This is a genomic window from Pradoshia sp. Z3_51 (assembly GCF_058215915.1).
In genome coordinates this window covers 15,679-35,412 of record NZ_JBZAJC010000001.1, presented here as the reverse complement: position 1 = coordinate 35,412, position 19,734 = coordinate 15,679, and the positions used below count along the sequence as shown (strand labels likewise).

Genomic DNA, 19,734 nt, shown 5'->3' with positions numbered 1-19,734 from the left:
TTCAGTTCTTCCTGTATCACAATGGTACATTCTTGGAGAGCCAATTAGACCAGACTCGCCGCCTGCTCGTCCCCGAAGGTTCGGCATAGGTATAAATTCACAGTTGTGGTACGTGGTGGATATGTCATAGTTCTAAACACAAATAAGAGGTTGGTTTTTCGGAGTTGAATCATCTGTTTGTAGTACGTGAAAATACTTTGCGTATCCTTTTTCTGATTGAACACATTAGCATGAGAGTAGTTGGGATTGATGTCAAACTAAGCAGATTTATTCGTTGTAATTCCCGCTTGATGAGTATCATCCCATTGTACTAATGTTCGAGAATTGTCTCTTCCATTTTTCCAATGATCTGCATGATCTCCTCGTATAAATCGCCCTTGCCATATTTCAATATTGTGTAAATTTTTCATGCCCACACCGTTGTACTGCTCAATGGTCGCAAAGTGGATATTTGTCATGCTGATTTCCTGCCCGTCATAAATAAACGTGGTTCCAAAAACAAGGTGCTGAGTGCTTGGGCACTTTCTCTGCGCCATGACTCGTCATTTACCCAGGTGCTGAAGCTTCTCGGCTGGTCATGATTTTCCGAAAGCAAAGCATTCGACCCGGGATCCTACAGTCCCTTTTACCATTTGCAGAGTCTGCTTCAAAGGCATATTCAGTCCTCCCCCCATCCCCTCGATTCCATAACCCCAGGCGTTCGAGCAGAAAAATGATATTGAAATATCCTCTTTTTCTCCTACCCATTTGTCTACTTCCGCCAAACACCCCCATTGTCTTCCCCCAACCGTCATGATGGCAAAGCGGGCAAACGTCTCTTCCCGTAATACCCAAGAAACCCCGCTCCCATTCATTATATGAAGGAAACATGGATATCAGAAAACTATTTTTTTAACAATTTTTCATTTTACCATATCGTATATCCATAGTTTAAGAATGTTGAGAATTCACAACGTTTTTTGACGAAATTTTCATCGCTTGAGTATCAGGAACTTTATTTATGCAGTTAGAAGTCAGTAAACAAAAGGATAGACAAGCAATTATCTATGCCTGTCTATCCTTATTATCTTTAAAATGTCTACTGTATAAGTTAAGCGTTTAATCAAAAATTTATTTTCTTCTCTGTCTATTACAATATCTACATTAAATCACGAGACTTACTTACCGAGAGTCTTAGTCACCCCAAATACATCCTTCGTATCATTATACTGATTAATCGCAATATCTAGATCATGAAAATAACGATGTATTAATCGAATCTGTTCTTTGTCTGCTTTATTTTTGGTCGCCTTGGCAATTGCATGGATTTGTTTAAAATCTTCCGATACCTTTTTATTTTCTATCCCCTGGCTAATGATTTCATTCGTATCTTTTTCAAGTATGGCTGATAAACTCTTGGCTTCTGACATATCTAATTCTTCAATACTGCCATAGCCTGTTAAATCATTGTATTTAGCGTGATATTCAGCAATTAACACACTTTCTTGATTCGATATATTTTTTGGAGGGTTTTTCTTTAATTGATCCATTGCTTCCTTAGATGAATCATTCAAATGATAATAGACAGTAAGACCAATCACTCCAGCTGCTAATATACCTACTATTAATATTAAAAGAGATAGCCACTTTGATTTTTTCTTATCTTGTTTTTTAGTCATTCGTTCTCCCGCCTATCAAAAGTATTTGTCATCCTATTATTGGGATTTTATGCCTTTTAATTATGACAGGTTTGGCTTAACTGTACAAATAAACCAACCATTCTAGAGGTGGTTGGTTCGTAAATAATTGGTTAAAAGTAGAAATCCATTAAAGTTTCATCCATTAAATCCTGTGTCAATCCTATGTAAATCATCGTATCTTTTTGGTTGGAATGGTTTAAAATTTGTTGCAGCAATGCAATGTCTTTGAATTTTTGGTAGTGTAAATAACCAAATGTCTTACGTAGAGTATGTGTCCCTACATCCTGAATATCTGCCATTTCGGCTGCTTTATTTAACACACGGTAAGCCTGAACCCTCGTAATTGGTCCATTTCCTTTACGGCTTGGAAATAAATAATCGTCCTTTGAAAGTTTTTCTTTCTTGACGTATTTTTTAATTTCTTTTCGCAAGTGCGGATTAATCAGAAACCTTTTCGTTTTTTCCGTCTTCTGTTCAATAATGACAATATGCGTTCCATCCAATACATCCTTTACCCGTAGCTGCAATAAATCCCCTATCCTCAGCCCAATATTGATCCCAATTGTAAACATTATATAATCCCGATAACTGCAATAGCGTAATAATGCTTTTTTCATGGCCTCTATTTGATCAAGCCGGCGAATAGGCTGTACATTTTTAATTCGTTTTGTTGCTGTAACCACTTTTGCCAGTCCCCCTTCTTCCCATCTCTTATTGTACGTGAAGAGGCCATTCAAACACAAGATTTTTTCAATTCCACACCTTCTGTAAACCTTGATTTAATCAGTTTTCGAATGTATCAATTCAAGTCCTTTGTTACATTCGGAATTTTCTAATTATTAATGGTAAAATCCATCATAATTCTACACATTTCCCAAAAAGGCTATAAATCGCCTACATTCGACAAAAAACGTTTAGAATACAAACACCTTAGGAATTAAAAAAGAGGACCTTAAAACTCAATTATGAAGGTCGTTTTTTGACTCTTCTTGTAACAATTTTTGGATATTATTTGCTTAACAATACTGTATGCCATACACTATTATAGAATTAGGAGGTGAAGGTGTTTTGGATGAACTCATACAATCTCTCATTATCGAATTGCGAAGAGGTACACTTACTCTGGCAGTTTTAAGTCAATTACAAAAACCCGAATATGGATACTCACTCGTTCAATCCCTTGAAGAAAAAAATGTTACTATTGATCCCAGCACACTTTATCCTTTATTGAGAAGATTAGAAAAGCAAGGTTTACTGGTTAGCGATTGGAAGTTAAATGGAAATCGACAGAGAAAATACTACCAATTAAGCCAGAATGGCAAACAGATTTATGAAAAATTAAAGGAAGCATGGTCTGAAACGTCTAATCAGATGGTACAATTGTTAAGAGAGGATGAATGTGATGAGTTTAATTGATATATATATTTATGAAGTTACAAAGTGGCTACCAGAAGAGTCAAAAGAGGAGATTGCGCTGGAACTCAAAGGGAATATTGAGGATATGCTGCCACATAACTATACTGAAAATGATGTAAAGAACGTTTTGAATAGCTTGGGTGACCCCAGAATTCTTGCTGCCGATTATAGCGGAAATAACCGATATATTATAGGGCCGATTTTTTATGATAGTTATATTCGGGTCTTACTAATAGCTTTTGGTTTGATGGCGGGCTTGGTTTTATTGGGTCATATAGTCAGCGGGATTACGGATTATACCAGTTATTCCTCCGTTGTATCATTTCTAATTGACATGTTTACAGATTCTATCATAGGAATCCTCCAGGCAGCATTTCAGGTATTTACCTGGGTCACCATTACATTTATATTTATAGATAAAATTGCAAATAAAACAAATAGCATCCCCCTTGTAAAGCCAAAATGGAACACTGACCAATTGCAGAGGCGGACTGTTCAAAAGCATAAGTATCAAATATCCAAAGGGGAAGCAATCTTTGGACTCATTTGGACAATTATATGGATCCTAATTCTATTATTTTCTGAATATCTATTAGGCTGGTATGAGACCGTTAATGGCGAGCTTGTTTTGCAAGCCTCCTTGTTTAACCAAGAAGTTCTGAAAACGTATATCCCCCTTTTAATTGCCTTGGCAGTGTTAGAAATAAGTTTAGCGGGATTGAAATACATGATGGGTAAATGGACCTACCATATCGCTATATTTTATACAGTCCAAAGCGCATTTGTTATAGCAATCCTTTATAAAATGCTGTATGACACTACTTTATACAATAGCGATTTTATCGAACGCTTCAATTTATTATTTGAAAAATCTACAAACGGAACATTACCATCAGGTATTATAGCCATCACATTAGCAGTTATTATTTTAATATCTGTGTATGATTGCAGTTTTGCATTTTATAAAGCCTATAAAACTACTAAAAATCAGCAAAAAAAGAAAAAGTAAACAAGAGGGATGCAGGCTTGATAAAGCTGCATCCTTCTTGTTTTACACTTATCTCTTATTTTTATAAAACACATGCTCAACCGATAAACTCTTTTCAATCCGAATAATCCCAAATGAGTATTCAGTTTGGCGTCTTTTATCTGTCGGAGAACCCGGGTTAAATAGAATTGTCCCATTTATGTCTTTATTAACAGGGATATGAGAATGTCCAAAAATAATTAGATCCAGTTCCTCTCCGCTAAATGCTTCAATTGCTCTTCCCTCTGTAGTTCCTTTCTTACCGTGCCCATGTACCAAACCAATTCGATATCCATCTAATGTGAGAATTTTTTGATATCCAAGTTGGTCAATCAGATCCTTTCCATCGACATTGCCACAAACACCATCAACGGGTGCATAGGATTGCAGTTCATCGTATACATTCTTCGTTTGCCAATCACCAGCATGTAAAATAAGATCAGCTGTTTTCAATTCTTCCTTTAAACGCGGTGGAAGTCCTTTTGCCATTCTGGGCATATGGGTATCTGATATCACAATGATTTTCATCGACGATTCACCTCGATATTTTGCTTTGTTGATTCCTTTATATGTCTCTTCAATTCATTCAGAAAAAAGGTACAGTCTTCTAATGTACCGAACACCCTTACCGGAATAATAACAGCATGAATGGCATTCGTATAAATATAAATATAATTTTTCAGCATTTCAATTTGTTTAATATCTTTCCATTCATAGAGTACCTCATACCCACCATCAATCATCTCTGTTAATCCGCTTTTTCCGATGGATAAGCGGTATGTACCAAATAGATTAGGCTCCCTGCTATTTTTATGAAATTTTCTAAACTTCCTTCTGATTATTCTCTCTAAATAGAATGAATAAAAAAGTACCGGTAAGAGTGCAATGAATAAGCTGATCAAATAGTAAATGGGTGTAATAGGTCGAAAATATAGCCATTGCAGGATTAGTGAAATACATAAAGTAATCAAAAATAATCTTAGTTGTCTATTTCTCATTCTCCGATTGCTTATTTCAGATTGTTTGTTCATGTGGAGATAAAAATTGGTTACATCAGTCAGTTTAAGATCATATGTTAGTTGCATTGTACTTCCTCACATTTTCTATTTCATTTCAACTTTATTGTAACAGGTAATTACAACAAACAAAAAAGACAGCCGACATTATCATTGATAATGTCGGACCGTCCCATAATACTCAATCTTATTGTATTCCGGATAAATAGAAGAAAACTGAACATAAATGGGGCTATCGAGCAACCATGGATAGTAAGCAAACAGCGTTTGATCACCATGTATAATTGCATGTAAGGCTACAGGCATCATCTTTACAAAATGATCATAACGTGATTGGGCCTTTTGTTCATCAAATTCACCTTTACTAATATGAATGTAAACTGTTAGGACAAATTGTCCGTTTAACATACGCCAATCAGCTACAACTTCATCCCGCATCTCCCAGTTGATGTTCAGTGCATCAATCTCACAGCCAATGCTTAAAAACAACTGTCCGGTTAAGTCAGAATGTGTCAATGTATATTTTCTACCCTCTAAAGGTCCTGAAGGGGTTATCGGCGGAATATAGGTCACACTCAATTGTTCTGTCTGGAAGGACATATCTGAAACACTCCTTTAAATAAGAAGATTTTTTTTACTATTCTATGACATCAGCCTAAAAATGGTGCAAATGAAATAGATCGCTATTTTTCTCCTTACTCGTAAACTGGTATGTTAAAACCAGATGTTTATCTTCACAGTCATATAGTGCTTTACCCACTTATATAACATCAAATAATTCTATTTAAAAAATGTTCTACAAAACGTTTTTCGTCCACTTCTACACATACATGAACAAGCGGCCTTTCGTTTCCACTGGGACAGGTTTCCCCTACCCTTTCTCCTTCGAGCTCCACCGAGATGGGTTCTGTCTTCAGTGTGACGAAGCTCTTGTCAATTGCTACTCCAACAGCCAGTGGATCGTGCAGGGCACAACCTTTGATGCCAGGAGTGGCCTTCTTATAAAAGTCCATATAAAACTCTGTCATGTCTGCCAAAAAGGAACCGAGTTCATCTTCCTTCTTCCGCCAGTTTGCTAGTTCCTCCTTCTTAAGCAGGGTTTGCATGGTTACATCAAGTCCTACAAGGAAAAGCGGTAGATTAGAGCGGAAAACAAGGTCAGCTGCTTCAGGATCACAATGAATATTTGCTTCTGCATGCGGCGTTACATTTCCTTTACAGAAAACCGCTCCTCCCATGATGATGATTTCATCAAACATAGCAGTTATCTCAGGCGCTTTTTGGAGGGCAAGCGCAAGATTTGTCAGCGGTCCTACACAGATATAAGTAATTTTACCAGGGTTGTTTTTCACCTGCTCAATCAGATAATCAACTGCATGGACCTCTGGTATTTCACTGGGCTTCTCTCCATTAAGTACATTTCCAAGACCATCCTCACCATGTACATGACGAGCATATACTTTTCGCGGTCCACGCCTAAGAGATTCATACGCACCGGCATACACCGGGATATCAAAACAACCCAATTTTTCTAGAACGATTTGCGAGTTTCTTACTGCTTCTTCAACAGGAATATTGCCGAAACACGCAGTGATACCTATTATATCTAATTCCGGTGAATGAACGGCATAAGCTATAGCCAATGCGTCATCTATTCCTGTATCTACGTCTAAGATAACCGACTTCATTATGTTCTCTCCTCTGCTCCTGAAGTATACTTTTTCCCAGTATGATGATTGCTGCATGTAATGTCATGGGTTTGGCCGTCCAATCTTTATTAAACGAAAAACACCTTTTACAAAATTTCACACGAAATTAAATGAGCAAATGGTTTATAAACGTAGGGTACGATATGTATCATTAACAAATAGTTAATTTTCCGAGTGATAAATCCGCTCATTCTAATCATATACTGTGATATCATTGGCTATTTTCACTTAGATTTACGTCTATCTACTATTTTAATTACTTTTTATATAGATTGTAATACATTATATAAAATAATAGCTAGGTAATAATTTTGCCTCGCAATAACGATTATCGCATTACAAATATATCCAATAGTGATATCCTATTAATAGAATAATTTTTTTATATAGGACTATTTTTAAAATATTTGATTGAGGTGGTACTACTGATGGAAGCTCTTTATTATTTTGTTTTAGCTGCTGTTATCGCAACATTTGGAATTAGCTGGGCTGTACGAACAGCAATCAGGGAATTGGTCAATGGCCCAGAAAGAAAAGAAAACATTCAAACTAAGATGTTTATCAAAGTAGCTGTTGTAGAGGCAATTCCCATTATTTTAATCATTTTTGGCTTTATTAACCTATCCTCTTCAAATTCTGACGTTATTTTTCCCCTTATTATAGTAGGTGCAGTTACCATTCTAAATATAATCTCCATCTATGGTACATCCTCTGAAATAACGAATGATTTGAATACCCCAGTGGACTTAAAATCAGCAGTAAAGACTCTCACCATGATGGGTGTCACTTTAGTATTAGCCATACCTACCATAGCTGTTGTAGCTTGTTTTACTGTCATGAATTCATAAAATGCTAGCTGGAGATGTTATATCCTAAAACTGGTTGTCAGCGGTATAAAAAGGCAATTTAATTTATATCAGCAATTTCCGCAATAAAAAGAGCCTCCTTAGTCGAAAAGGATACGTAATCCTACCGACTAGGAGACTTTTTTCATTTAAACATAAATCCTGTTAAACACGCTCACTCATTAAATTCAAAAGGAAATCGTAGATCGTGGGATAAGGTTTTAATTTGGCACCACTTGAACATCCTTTAGCACCCATTGTTCTTCTTTATATACCCAGCTTGATCGAACCTCAGCGATTCGATCAACCACGGATGCGCCGGAAATTTGCTGAATGCCTATCAATTCCTTATGACCATCTTTATCAATGTCTTTTACCTTTAAGGATTTGTATTCACTTACTAATGTTTCAGATGGTTCACTTAATTTCCCTTTTCGATAAACCCCGAGTTTATCATACTTCTTTTTATGATCTTTTAAATCAATTAAGTAGGATTTATTCATTTCTGGTACCATTACAGTGGCTTGATAATTATTTTTGAATGCTCCGTTGATATTTAATGTTTCGGGGAGCTCAATCAGTTCAATTTTATTATTATAGATGCAAAAGGCATAATAATCATTAACTCCTCCGCTACCCCCTGTTGGAATCTCCATCAGAACTTCCAATGTACTGTCGTCATTAAGATCGAGAAACTTAACGGCAGGCTTAAACCCTCCTTGAATCGTTTCCTTTTTAGTTCCCTTTTTTGTTTTTACTACCAACTTGAATTCCTTGTAATACTTTGTCTCCTGATCAAAAGGATTACCATATAAATATACTTGATCCTTCTTCCCGTCTCCTGTCACATCCACTTTATAAGAACCAAGTTCAACTTCCTGGCTTTTTGCATCTTTTTTTGCAGCATCTATGGATACTGGCAGAAGCAAACACCCAACTATCGAAAAAATTATAAAATGATTAATCCATTTCATCATATACTCATCAACTCCCAGGTATAGGATTATTCATTATAGATTGCCTGGAATTTAACTTAATTATGCATATAACTGATGAAAATCAAAGAAAAAAAGCCGTAAACAGATGATACTGTTTACAGCTTTTTGGATAGAAATACATTGAAGCTATGAATTTGATACTTCGGGAGTCTTAACCCATGTTTCAACGATTGGTCCATTTTCGCCTTCATCCATAAAGAACGAACCATTTGAATAGCGATCACTAGGTCGTAATTGGAAGGATGCAACTTCTTCTATCATGCCTTTTTCCGACAAAATCACAATAGTATCAACATCGTTTACAAATTCTATTCCTGCTACTCGATGTGGGTTTTTCTTCAACTCTCTCAACATAACAACTCCTCGTTTTGCACGGGAAGTCATTTCAAACTCGCTTCGTTTCATTTTCTTAATAGCGCCCCTCTGTGTGATCAACGCTATCATAGATGAATCAGTTTCAGCAAAAACTTTCCCTGCAACTATATAATCATCGTCCTTGAGATTTATACCTTTAACACCGGCAGCACGTGCTCCCACAGTTGGAATTTCACTTTCAGGGAACATCAATCCATACCCAATAGAAGTAGCCAGGAAGATGTTTTGATTTCCATCTGTTTGATGGATATCCACAACCTGATCATCTCCTTTAAGATTAATAGCTGTTAATGGTTTTGAGTATCTCGTTGCCTTATATAGTGCAAGTTCAGACTTCTTAACTAATCCATTTTTCGTAACAAATAATAAAAACGATCCTTTTTCAAAATCAGAAACTGGAATAGCCTTTAATAGATTCTGATTCTTATCAAGCGGTACGATATTACTGATATGCTGACCAGTATCCTTCCATCTGATATCAGGAAGTAAGTGAACAGGACAGTAAATATAACTACCTTTATCTGTAAATAACAACAAGGTATCGGTTGTATTCATATCCAGCTTATGAAGGAGCCTATCTCCTTCCTTCATTCCATAATCCTGGCCGCCTGAAGCAGTATAAGATCGTAAGCTTGTCCGTTTTATATACCCTTCTTTTGTGACCGTAACAATAACATCTTCGCTTGGAATCAGAACTTCAAGATTAATCTTAATGTCTTGAATTTCAGCTTCTATTAGAGATCTACGTGAATCTGAAAAATCCTTTTTAACTTCTTTTAGTTCTTTTTTAATAACTGACATTAACTTCTTGTCACTGCCAAGGATAGTTGTCAGCTCTTCAATTTTTTTACGTAGTTCTTCAGCTTCGTTTTCCAATGCCGTAATATCCGTATTCGTTAATCGGTAGAGCTGAAGGGAAACAATCGCTTCTGCTTGTGCCTCTGTAAATGTATATTCCTTTATTAGGTTTTCTTTTGCATCTTTTTTATCGAGAGACGCACGGATTGTTGCGATTACTTTATCAAGAATGGAAATCATTTTGATAAGTCCCTCAACAATATGCTGACGATCACGAGCTTTTGCCAAATCAAATTCAGAGCGCCTTGTTATCACTTCACGGCGATGATCAATATAGGCATCCAGCATTGCTTTTATGCCCATAAGCTGCGGACGTTTCTTATGAATGGCAACCATATTGAAATTATATGTAATTTGCAAATCTGTATTTTTAAATAAATATTGAAGAATAACATTAGAGTCTACTTCTTTTTTTAACTCAATGACAATCCGTAAACCTGTACGGTCGGTCTCATCTCTTACTTCAGAGATACCCTCAAGTTTACGATCAAGGCGCAATTCATCAATTTTTTTAACAAGATTAGCTTTGTTTACATCAAAGGGAAGCTCAGTTATCGTAATTTGCTGTCTGCCACCGCGTAAAGACTCAATCGCCGTTTTACTTCGAATGACAATTTTGCCTTTACCTGTTTCGTACGCCTTTTTAATTCCATCTGCCCCTTGAATGATCCCACCTGTAGGGAAATCAGGTCCTTTTACAGCAGTCATTAGCTCATCAACTGTACAATCCGGATTATCGATTCTCATGATGGTAGCATCAACAATCTCTCCAAGATTATGTGGCGGAATCTCAGTGGCGTAACCAGCTGAGATTCCAGTTGAACCATTTACAAGCAAATTTGGAAATTTAGCCGGCAGCACAATCGGCTCTTCAGCTGTATCATCAAAGTTTGGTACAAAATCGACTGTTTTCTTCTCGATATCTCGTAAAAGCTGGCCTGCAATAGAGGATAAACGTGCCTCCGTATAACGCATGGCTGCCGGAGGATCCCCATCAATACTTCCGTTATTCCCATGCATCTGAATTAATTCACGGCGAAGCTTCCAGTCCTGGCTCATTCTGACCATGGCTTCATAAACAGATGAGTCACCGTGAGGATGGAAGTTACCGATGACCAGACCGACTGTCTTGGCTGACTTTCTATATGGTTTGTCATTGGTATTACCATCCGAATGCATGGCATAAAGGATTCTTCGTTGAACCGGCTTTAATCCATCTCGTGCGTCCGGTAATGCCCTGTCTTGAATAATATATTTACTGTATCGGCCGAAGCGGTCGCCAATCACATCCTCAAGAGGGAGATCGCGGTATTTCTCTGCTGTCATAATACTTCCTCCTCACCAGCAACCGTTAAGTTCTCATTTTCTAAAATATTTCCATCTTCTTCTAAACCAAAAGCAACATTGGCTTCAATCCACTTACGCCTTGGTTCTACTTTATCACCCATTAATGTGGTAATCCGTCTCTCTGCCCGTGCCGCATCATCAATGCATACACGGATCAAGGTACGTTGTTCTGGATCCATAGTCGTCTCCCATAGCTGGTCTGCGTTCATCTCTCCAAGACCTTTGTATCGCTGAAGCATGTATCCTTTTCCAACCTTTTTAATGGTACCTTCTAATTCATCATCATCCCAAGCATATTCTATAACTTCTCTTTTACCGCTTCCTTTACTAACTTTATATAAAGGAGGTAAGGCGATGAATACTTTACCATGTTCAATTAATGGTTTCATATAACGATAAAAGAAGGTAAGCAATAATACTTGGATATGGGCGCCATCCGTATCAGCATCGGTCATAATGACGACTTTATCATAATTGATATCCTCGATGGAGAAATCGGATCCTACTCCACCACCGACAGCATGAATAATTGTGTTTATTTCTTCATTTTTAAAAATATCTTCAAGCTTAGCTTTTTCTGTATTAATAACTTTACCGCGTAAAGGCAAAACAGCCTGGAACCTTCGATCACGCCCTTGTTTGGCAGACCCTCCGGCAGAATCTCCTTCGACGAGGTATAGTTCATTCTTCAATGGATTGCGGGACTGCGCCGGTGTAAGTTTTCCTGAAAGCAACGCTTCCGATTTCTTGCGTTTTTTACCGCTGCGTGCATCTTCTCTTGCTTTTCGGGCTGCTTCTCTGGCCTGAGCCGCTTTAATCGACTTACGGACCAAGGATGTCGCAATATCGGCATTTTCCATTAAATAATAAGATAATTTTTCAGATATAACAGAATCTACCGCAGAACGGGCATCACTGGTACCAAGTTTACTTTTTGTCTGTCCTTCAAATTGTAATAATTCTTCTGGAATTCTTACAGAAATGATAGCAGCCAATCCTTCGCGGATATCTGAACCATCCAGGTTTTTGTCCTTTTCTTTCAGCAAACCGGATTTACGTGCATATTCATTAAAGGCACGTGTAACAGCAGTTTTCATTCCTACTTCATGAGTTCCGCCATCTTTTGTTCTGACATTATTGACGAATGATAAAATATTTTCCGAATATCCATCATTAAATTGAAAAGCAAAATCAACCTCAATATCAGAATGAGTCCCCTCAAAGCTTACAACAGGATGCAATGTATCTTTTTCTTCATTTAGGTAAGAAACAAATGCCTCAATCCCATTCTCATAATAATAAACATCTTTTTCATCCGTACGTAAGTCATGTAATTCAATTTTTAAACCTTTTAATAAAAAGGCAGATTCGCGTAAGCGTTCACTTAAGGTTTCACGATTGTAAACAATGGTAGAGAAAATACTCTCATCCGGTTTAAAATGAATGGTTGTTCCAGTTTGGTTGGTTTTACCAATTTTCTCTAAAGTCGTTACAGGTTTTCCGCCATTTTCAAAACGCTGTTCATAAATAAAACCATCACGCTTAATGGTAACAACAAGCCATTCTGATAAAGCATTTACGACCGATGCACCAACCCCATGTAAACCACCGCTCGTCTTATAGCCACCCTGACCAAATTTTCCTCCTGCATGAAGGATGGTTAGAATAACCTCCGGAGTCGGTTTACCCATTTTATGTATTCCAGTAGGCATCCCTCTACCTTTATCCATTACACTGATGCTATTATCTTTATGAATTTTTACAATAATTTCGTCCCCATGTCCGGCCAATACTTCGTCCACGGAGTTATCAACGATTTCATAAACGAGATGATGCAGGCCTCGTGTGTCTGTGCTTCCGATATACATTCCCGGTCGTTTACGGACAGCTTCTAATCCTTCAAGTACCTGGATGGCATCTTCGTTATAGTCAATAGGTTTTATATTTTTTGCCACTTATGTACCCCTCTCTTTACGTTACAACTTCTATTATATACATATTCTTAAACAAGAACAAATGTTCTCGATAGTATAAACAGCACACTAAAGCTCTATTGCTCTATTTTTACAGATTATTTTTCGTTTCGCAAATAAAGTTTAGATAAAGGTTATGTATACGAGACATCCCGGCTTCCAGTCCCTGTAAAAAACAAATAAAATAAGTCCCTGTATCTTAATTATGGTATCATCTTCGGTGTTTTTACAACTATTAGTTTTTATTACCTACAACATTATAAAACCACCAATGAGCTATTTACGAGCAATTGGTGGCCATTTTTTATTATTTAGTTAATGCATGCTCCACTTTTATGCAACGGTCCATAATGACGGTGTAATCCTTGTCCTTTAGCATTTGGAAGGCCTCTTCATCAATAACTCCCAGCTGTGTCCAAAATATATCGGCATCGATTTCCAAAAATTCCTTAGCCAGATCCATCACATATTCAGATCGGCGAAAAACATTGACAATATCTACATGCCCTTCAATATCCTTCAATATCGCAACCGCCTTTACACCCAAAACACTATCCACTGAAGGATTGACCGGGATAATTTCATATCCATTATCCTGCATGGCCTTAGATACCATGTAAGATGTCCGTTCCGGATTATCAGAAAGACCAACGACAGCTATTCGTTTCGCTTTTTTTAAGAGGAGACCAATTTCATCTCTGCTTGGATTTTCTATCATGAATATAGCCCCTTTCAATAATAAAATTTATCCTTATGTATACCCATAGGCTATTATAGAATAAACGGTCAGCTCAGAATAGGGAAGTTAATAAAAATAATTTTTTTATTTTCTTTTTGCAGGTACATGTTAAAATATATTAACCAGTAGTGTAAGAAAGGAACTGTTTATATGTTATATTTTTTGTTTATATTGGCCTATTTGCTAGGTTCAATACCTTCAGGCTTAATTATAGGAAAAGTTTTTTATAACACTGATATACGTGAGCATGGCAGCGGAAACTTAGGAGGAACCAATACATTCCGGACACTTGGGAAAAAAGCCGGAATTATCGTTACAACTATAGATATCTTAAAAGGTACTTTGGCCACCTTATTGCCATACATATTTAATATACAAGCTGATCAATGGCCAAGTTGGATTGCTATTCCGTTGATATGCGGCTTATTGGCAGTTATCGGCCATATGTACCCTATATTTGCCGGATTCAGAGGCGGTAAAGCTGTAGCTACATCCGGAGGTATTTTGCTCGGATACGATCCACTTTTATTTGTGATTCTAGTTGCATGCTTTTTTGTATTCTTATACCTAACTAAAATCGTGTCCTTATCTTCTATGTTGATTGCAGTTGTGGCACTTATTTATGCCATGTTTAGCGGAGATCCTTCCATGTTAATCCTAATTATCTTCCTGGCAGGATTTATCTTCTATCGCCATCGCGCTAATATCAAACGTATTATTAATAAAACAGAACCTAAGGTTAATTTGTTTAAACGATGATATAAGACTGTTTTTGGAATCACGATTAGTGGTCCAAAAACAGTCTTTTTTATTTTTGCTAAACAGAATACAAAAGCAATATTCTCCTCCGAAAACCTCATCTCATATTCAAACAACAAAGCTCGACCTCTATCGACTGATTACCTAATAGGATTAAACGATCGGATAATTTAGTATAAAATTATCAGTCATATGAAACCAGAAAAATACCTTATTTTGCATTTTAATCTAAAAAGTGTCAATATACATGTAGGAATATATTAAAAATATGTACTCATATTTAGAAAAATTTACTAAGCAGGTGAAGAATGAAGAAAAAAATAGCCCTCCTATCATTTTTAATCATTACCGCAGCTATAGGTATACTTATATATCTAAACACTCAGGAGATTTTCAATAATTATGAAGAAAAAAACGTAGCTTTAACCCATAATAGGGAAGTTTTCTTATCTGAACGTAACTACCATTCTACTGCTGAAATTGGAGCCATCGGAGATATACTTTTGCATGATAAGGTATATGAAGATGCAGATACTGGTTCTGGTTATGATTTCTCAGATATGTTCGCACCTGTAAAAGACATGCTAAGCAACCCAGATTTTACGATTGCCAACCAGGAATCTATTGCAGCCGGAAGTGACTTGGGGTTATCAGGGTATCCGACATTTAATTCACCTTATGAAATATCGGACACCTTAAAAGACGTTGGAATAGACCTCGTAACCTTAGCAAATAACCATTCCCTCGATAAAGGTGAAAAAGGTATTCTGCGTGCAATCGAGTATTACAATAAAATTGATATGCCTTACGTAGGAATTCATAAGAATGAAGAGGATGCCAAACAAGACCGCATCATGAACGTAAATGGTATTAACATCGGCTTTCTCTCTTACACATATGGAACGAATGGGATTCCTATTCCGGATGGAAAAGATTATTTAGTCAATTACTTAGATGGTAAAAAAGTCTCACAAGATATCAAGGATTTACGTGATAAAGTGGATCTTATACTCATTAATGCTCATTGGGGACTGGAATATCAAAGAAACCCATCTGATGAACAAAGAAAAATGGCAAAATTAATGTCTAATGCAGGTGCAGATATTATTATTGGGCATCATCCGCATGTCCTCCAACCAATTGAATGGATAGAATCCAATCAGAAAAAAACATTAGTTGTCTATTCATTAGGAAACTTCATCTCCGCCCAAAAAAATAACTATAAAGATATTGGCGGTATGGTTACCATTAGCGTTCGTAAAGAATGGTCAGCTAAGGGAACTGAGACCGAAGTAACTAACGTAAACTTCTCTCCAACCTATGTAACTAATCAAAACGACCGTGACTACAGAATAAATACGTTTGGAAGTGAAGATGTATTTGGACAGGAAAAGATCGATAAAGAAAAATTGACTGATTTTATGCTTAGCCATCCATCCATAAAATAAGAATTTAAACTAACGAGCTGTTCCAAATTTGCTTAATTTGCATTGGGACAGTTTTTCTTTTTCAAGTTTAGGAGAGAAAAAGATTAAAAGAGATGGATAAGGGCTATAGAGTATTATAATAATAATCTAACAGCAACTGAGTCTTTATCAGAGATGAATTTTCCACCGAATAAAAAGTGGGAATTGAAACAGTTTAAACCACTCTAGTGATACATCCTTTTGTTTACTGAGTGTTACCAATCGTTATCTTATTAAAATTATGTCATAATGGTAGTATTCAGTAGTTAGATAGCTCACCTTTATCTGCCAATAAACATATCAGGAGGATTCAAACATGGAAATTACAATCGATGAGCAATCAGCTGCATGGTATAAAGCAGAATTGGAACTTGAAAAAGGCGACTGCCTTCGGTTCTTTCCCCGTTATGGAGGCTATAGCCCTATACAATCAGGCTTTTCTTTGGGAATCAGCAAAGAGGAAGGAAAACAAGCCACTGTTACCTTATTAAAGGATGGAATCACCTATTTTATTAATGAGGATGATATATGGTATTTTGACGGAAATAACCTCAATATAACCTTTGACGAACAGAAGGCTGAGCCCACGTTCTCCTATAGCAAATAAGAACAGAAATCCCCTGTGTACCACTGACACAGGGGATTCTCTTTATCTATTTTCGTTTGATTTCTTCGTATTTTGCATTCCATTCCGGAAATGCTTTTTTAAACTGAATCGGTCTGAAATTATCTTTTTTTACTACAATATGCGTAGTTGTTCCAGTTGCGCAAATTTGATCATGCTGATTCCGGATTTCATATCCATACAGTGTTTTTATTCCATTATTTTCTTCTACCCAAGTATGTACATAGGCCTGATCACCATATCGTAATGGTGTTTTATAGGTTACATGAATATCGTAAACAGGTGCATAATAGCCTGCTTCCTCCATATCCGTATATTTATAGCCCAAATCCTCAATAAGGGCTGTTCTGCCCAGCTCAAACCATTTAAGATAGTTTGCATGATACATAACACCCATCATATCAGTATCTGCGTAAAATAATTGGATTTCTTTTTTTGAAACAAACATTCCTTCTACACTCCTATTCTACAATAGTCCTTTTTCTATTCTAACACATCTTGAAAATCAGCCTTTGTCAGAGTAGAGTAATCAACCGCAGCCAGATCCTCTCCCGTCTGCTCGATTAATCGAACCGCCTGTACCTGTATCGCATTGTCAACCAAATTAATAGCAAATCGTCCGTTCCCATCAATCTCAATTAGGTTCAACTTTTCAACCAAGTAATCTTTTGCCGCCTGGTCCAGTATATACTGATATTTACGAGCATAATTTTCAATGATTTGCATCAATTCCTCTGTGCTATAATCCGGAAAATGCATGAACTTTTTGAACCTGGATGAAAATCCTGGATTACTGGACAGCAACGCCTTCATCTCATCAGGATATCCTGCCAAGATGATGACAAGGTTTTCATTATGTTTGGTCATCTCATCCACTAAAGTATTCACAACTTCTTTTCCATAATCTGAATTGGAAGAGCTTAGTAAGGAGTAAGCTTCGTCAATAAATAATACACCGCCCAATGCATCCTGAACCTTCTTTTTCGTTTTAATGGCTGTCTGCCCGACATAGCCAGCTACAAAATCAGCACGGCTAGCTACAACTAGATGACCTCTCTTCAACAGTCCACAATCTCGCAGTATTTCCGAGTACAGCTTTGCAACTGTTGTTTTACCAGTTCCAGGATTCCCGGTAAAAACCGCATGAAGCTGGACAGGTACCGTTTTTACTCCAGCCTGTCTCCTGGATTGCTGTATCTTTACAAATGCTGAAAGTTTATGAATTTCCTCTTTAATCATATCCAAACCAACAAGATTCTTTAGTTCTGCCTGGGGATTTCCAGTGGATACAGGAAACTGAGAAGAAAAGTCCTCTTCTTGCAGAAGAAGATAATTTAAAAAGCTTTCATTGGCTTGCTGTTCACCTGTAGAACCTTTATGGAAGATTGCATCCATAACAATTGATTTAACTGTTCTGGCATTACCGAAAGTTTGATCAACCATCTCATATTCAATTCGTTTTTTTAAAGAAGGAATCGCATCAGGAGCGATAAAATAATGATTTTTTTCTGCCGTTTGAATCGCAATTTCAATCATTTCATCCAATGAATAGTCTGGTAACTCCATATAATTAAAATTCGGGAAACGACTGCGCAAACCAGGATTGCTATCCAGAAACTGTCTCATTTCCTCAGGATATCCTGCTAAAATAACAGCGAACCTTCCAGAATACTCTGCACTATCCATAAGAGATATAAGCGTATCTATCACTGTCTGCCCGTAATCTGTTCCTTGTTGGCCCTCTCTTTTTAAGCTGTATGCCTCGTCAATAAAAAGGACGCCTCCTACTGCCTCTTCCACAGCTTTACGAACGTTTTCCTCTGTTTGTCCAACATAAGCTCCAACCAATTTAGAACGATCAACCTCTACAATTTTTTCTTTTGGCAATATCCCTAATTCATAATAGATTTTCCCTAATAATCTGGCCAAGGTAGTCTTACCGGTTCCAGGATTACCCGTTAAAATCATGTTTAGGCTAATATCACCTGTATTACTGAATCCTAATTCTTCACGGTGTTTTTGATACTTCAAAAATTGATAAAGCTGGTTAACCCGTTTTTTTATTTCAATCAGCCCAACCATTTCGTTCAACTCTGCTAAGGCACTTACTTGATCCTTTGCATCAACAATTTCATGCTGTGATATAAACTCGTTAAATTGATGAATATGGCTATTCAGAAGATTTAATGAGGATTTTAACTCCTGATAAACAATTGCGGTATGGAAATTCCCGCTTAATGTTTCTTCATACTCTTTTGCCGTAGAGATTACCTTTTGCATACCGTCAAATATATCATTTAAGTATTTTTTTGCAGTATGGATTAAATCTGTTTCTGCCAGTTGATTGATTTGTTTTAATGCTTCAGTTGTACGGTTCATGTAATTGCTTGTTTCATTCATAATCTGCCCGACCGTGTTACGTTTTGCAGTTCTATTATCCGTTTCTCGTAAAGTTGGAGTAGAAAAGCCAGTATATAAGTCATTAAAACGATTGAGCTGCTTAGTTTCCAGCAATCGTTGTATTTCAGAGCGATTATTCAATAATCGGTTTGCTTCATCTAATAATAGATAATATAAATCATCTTGTTCCTCTTGCTTACTTCTTTCCAGGGCTAATAAATATAACAGCTTTCCTTCTAAATCTGCTGATATTCCCCACTCACCCTGGTTTTTACATATAAATTGAAGCACACTAAGTAATTCTGTTTTTATGGGGAGTGAACCTTCTTTAGTCAACGTTCTCTCCCACTCATCAATCATATTTTTATAATTGGTTATTGATAATTCCATTTACTGCTTCATCCTTTTTTCAGTCGATGTCTCCATCCTATCATACAACACGTTCCAGATTAATCATTTTAGCTTAATGTATGATTCACCAGTCAACTATTGAAATTAAACA

At 36.8% G+C, this 19,734-nt stretch carries 20 protein-coding genes; 6 read left to right on the top strand and 14 right to left on the bottom strand.

The features are described 5' to 3' along the window. Window positions 1-257 precede the first annotated feature (257 nt). The 4 genes from AC4BHA_RS00175 to AC4BHA_RS00160 all read right to left on the bottom strand — a co-directional run bounded on the left by AC4BHA_RS00175 (window position 258) and on the right by AC4BHA_RS00160 (window position 2,341). The gene (locus AC4BHA_RS00175; protein WP_148629692.1) at window positions 258-536 is read right to left on the bottom strand and encodes an alpha-amylase family glycosyl hydrolase; all 279 of its coding nucleotides are present in this window, start codon (window positions 534-536) and stop codon (window positions 258-260) included. A 10-nt stretch (window positions 537-546) separates the two neighbouring features. After that, a complete protein-coding gene (locus AC4BHA_RS00170) occupies window positions 547-834 on the bottom strand; it encodes a hypothetical protein (protein ID WP_140461430.1) in 288 nt (95 codons plus the stop codon). A gap of 323 nt (window positions 835-1,157) precedes the next feature. After that, a complete protein-coding gene (locus AC4BHA_RS00165; protein WP_490557930.1) occupies window positions 1,158-1,658 on the bottom strand; it encodes a hypothetical protein in 501 nt (166 codons plus the stop codon). A gap of 131 nt (window positions 1,659-1,789) precedes the next feature. Then, window positions 1,790-2,341: a site-specific integrase gene (locus tag AC4BHA_RS00160; protein WP_066104338.1), complete on the bottom strand. Its 552-nt coding sequence runs from the start codon at window positions 2,339-2,341 to the stop codon at window positions 1,790-1,792. A gap of 406 nt (window positions 2,342-2,747) precedes the next feature. Here AC4BHA_RS00160 and AC4BHA_RS00155 point away from each other — a divergent pair, with 406 nt between their 5' ends. Next, the gene (locus AC4BHA_RS00155; RefSeq protein ID WP_066103914.1) at window positions 2,748-3,095 is read left to right on the top strand and encodes a PadR family transcriptional regulator; all 348 of its coding nucleotides are present in this window, start codon (window positions 2,748-2,750) and stop codon (window positions 3,093-3,095) included. After that, window positions 3,082-4,104, top strand: coding sequence for an HAAS signaling domain-containing protein (locus AC4BHA_RS00150; protein WP_490553308.1), 1,023 nt, complete (start codon window positions 3,082-3,084; stop codon window positions 4,102-4,104). Before AC4BHA_RS00155 ends, AC4BHA_RS00150 begins: the two co-directional genes overlap by 14 nt. A gap of 48 nt (window positions 4,105-4,152) precedes the next feature. Here the strand turns inward: AC4BHA_RS00150 and AC4BHA_RS00145 are convergent, their stop codons facing one another. The 4 genes from AC4BHA_RS00145 to AC4BHA_RS00130 all read right to left on the bottom strand — a co-directional run bounded on the left by AC4BHA_RS00145 (window position 4,153) and on the right by AC4BHA_RS00130 (window position 6,826). Then, window positions 4,153-4,650, bottom strand: a complete 498-nt coding sequence (locus tag AC4BHA_RS00145) for a metallophosphoesterase family protein (RefSeq protein WP_066103917.1) — start codon at window positions 4,648-4,650, stop codon at window positions 4,153-4,155. Further along, window positions 4,647-5,207, bottom strand: coding sequence for a YcxB family protein (locus tag AC4BHA_RS00140; RefSeq protein WP_066103920.1), 561 nt, complete (start codon window positions 5,205-5,207; stop codon window positions 4,647-4,649). Before AC4BHA_RS00140 ends, AC4BHA_RS00145 begins: the two co-directional genes overlap by 4 nt. A gap of 81 nt (window positions 5,208-5,288) precedes the next feature. Next, window positions 5,289-5,738 carry a staygreen family protein gene (locus AC4BHA_RS00135; protein ID WP_066103923.1) on the bottom strand — a complete coding sequence of 150 codons (450 nt, stop codon included), beginning with the start codon at window positions 5,736-5,738 and terminating at the stop codon, window positions 5,289-5,291. Between the two features lie 170 nt (window positions 5,739-5,908). Further along, on the bottom strand, window positions 5,909-6,826 hold the full coding sequence (locus tag AC4BHA_RS00130) for a nucleoside hydrolase (RefSeq protein ID WP_490553315.1): 918 nt from the start codon (window positions 6,824-6,826) through the stop codon (window positions 5,909-5,911). 449 nt (window positions 6,827-7,275) lie between these two features. Between AC4BHA_RS00130 and AC4BHA_RS00125 the strand changes: the two genes are divergently transcribed. After that, complete coding sequence (locus AC4BHA_RS00125) at window positions 7,276-7,695, top strand: F0F1 ATP synthase subunit C (RefSeq protein WP_140461427.1); 420 nt, start codon at window positions 7,276-7,278, stop codon at window positions 7,693-7,695. A 218-nt stretch (window positions 7,696-7,913) separates the two neighbouring features. Here AC4BHA_RS00125 and AC4BHA_RS00120 read toward each other — a convergent pair whose 3' ends face one another. From AC4BHA_RS00120 to AC4BHA_RS00105, 4 genes are all read right to left on the bottom strand, one after another. Next, window positions 7,914-8,669: a YybI family spore inner coat protein gene (locus AC4BHA_RS00120; protein ID WP_140461426.1), complete on the bottom strand. Its 756-nt coding sequence runs from the start codon at window positions 8,667-8,669 to the stop codon at window positions 7,914-7,916. 147 nt (window positions 8,670-8,816) lie between these two features. Then, complete coding sequence (gene parC / locus AC4BHA_RS00115; protein ID WP_140461425.1) at window positions 8,817-11,252, bottom strand: DNA topoisomerase IV subunit A; 2,436 nt, start codon at window positions 11,250-11,252, stop codon at window positions 8,817-8,819. Continuing rightward, window positions 11,246-13,213 (bottom strand): DNA topoisomerase IV subunit B, encoded by a 1,968-nt coding sequence (gene parE, locus AC4BHA_RS00110; protein WP_490558170.1) that lies wholly within the window; start codon window positions 13,211-13,213, stop codon window positions 11,246-11,248. Before parE ends, parC begins: the two co-directional genes overlap by 7 nt. A gap of 337 nt (window positions 13,214-13,550) precedes the next feature. Continuing rightward, entirely contained in the window at window positions 13,551-13,961 is a 411-nt protein-coding gene (locus AC4BHA_RS00105) for a CoA-binding protein (RefSeq protein WP_490557929.1), read from the bottom strand. Between the two features lie 171 nt (window positions 13,962-14,132). On the opposite strand from AC4BHA_RS00105, the gene plsY reads away from it, so the two are divergent. The 3 genes from plsY to AC4BHA_RS00090 all read left to right on the top strand — a co-directional run bounded on the left by plsY (window position 14,133) and on the right by AC4BHA_RS00090 (window position 16,814). Beyond that, window positions 14,133-14,741 carry a glycerol-3-phosphate 1-O-acyltransferase PlsY gene (plsY, locus tag AC4BHA_RS00100; protein ID WP_066103936.1) on the top strand — a complete coding sequence of 203 codons (609 nt, stop codon included), beginning with the start codon at window positions 14,133-14,135 and terminating at the stop codon, window positions 14,739-14,741. 308 nt (window positions 14,742-15,049) lie between these two features. After that, complete coding sequence (locus AC4BHA_RS00095) at window positions 15,050-16,189, top strand: CapA family protein (RefSeq protein ID WP_066103938.1); 1,140 nt, start codon at window positions 15,050-15,052, stop codon at window positions 16,187-16,189. Between the two features lie 334 nt (window positions 16,190-16,523). Next, window positions 16,524-16,814: a HesB/YadR/YfhF family protein gene (locus tag AC4BHA_RS00090; RefSeq protein WP_066103940.1), complete on the top strand. Its 291-nt coding sequence runs from the start codon at window positions 16,524-16,526 to the stop codon at window positions 16,812-16,814. A 46-nt stretch (window positions 16,815-16,860) separates the two neighbouring features. Here the strand turns inward: AC4BHA_RS00090 and AC4BHA_RS00085 are convergent, their stop codons facing one another. Together AC4BHA_RS00085 and AC4BHA_RS00080 are read right to left on the bottom strand one after the other, a co-directional pair. Beyond that, entirely contained in the window at window positions 16,861-17,280 is a 420-nt protein-coding gene (locus AC4BHA_RS00085) for an acyl-CoA thioesterase (protein ID WP_066103942.1), read from the bottom strand. A gap of 35 nt (window positions 17,281-17,315) precedes the next feature. Further along, complete coding sequence (locus AC4BHA_RS00080; RefSeq protein ID WP_490553324.1) at window positions 17,316-19,622, bottom strand: AAA family ATPase; 2,307 nt, start codon at window positions 19,620-19,622, stop codon at window positions 17,316-17,318. Window positions 19,623-19,734 lie beyond the last annotated feature (112 nt).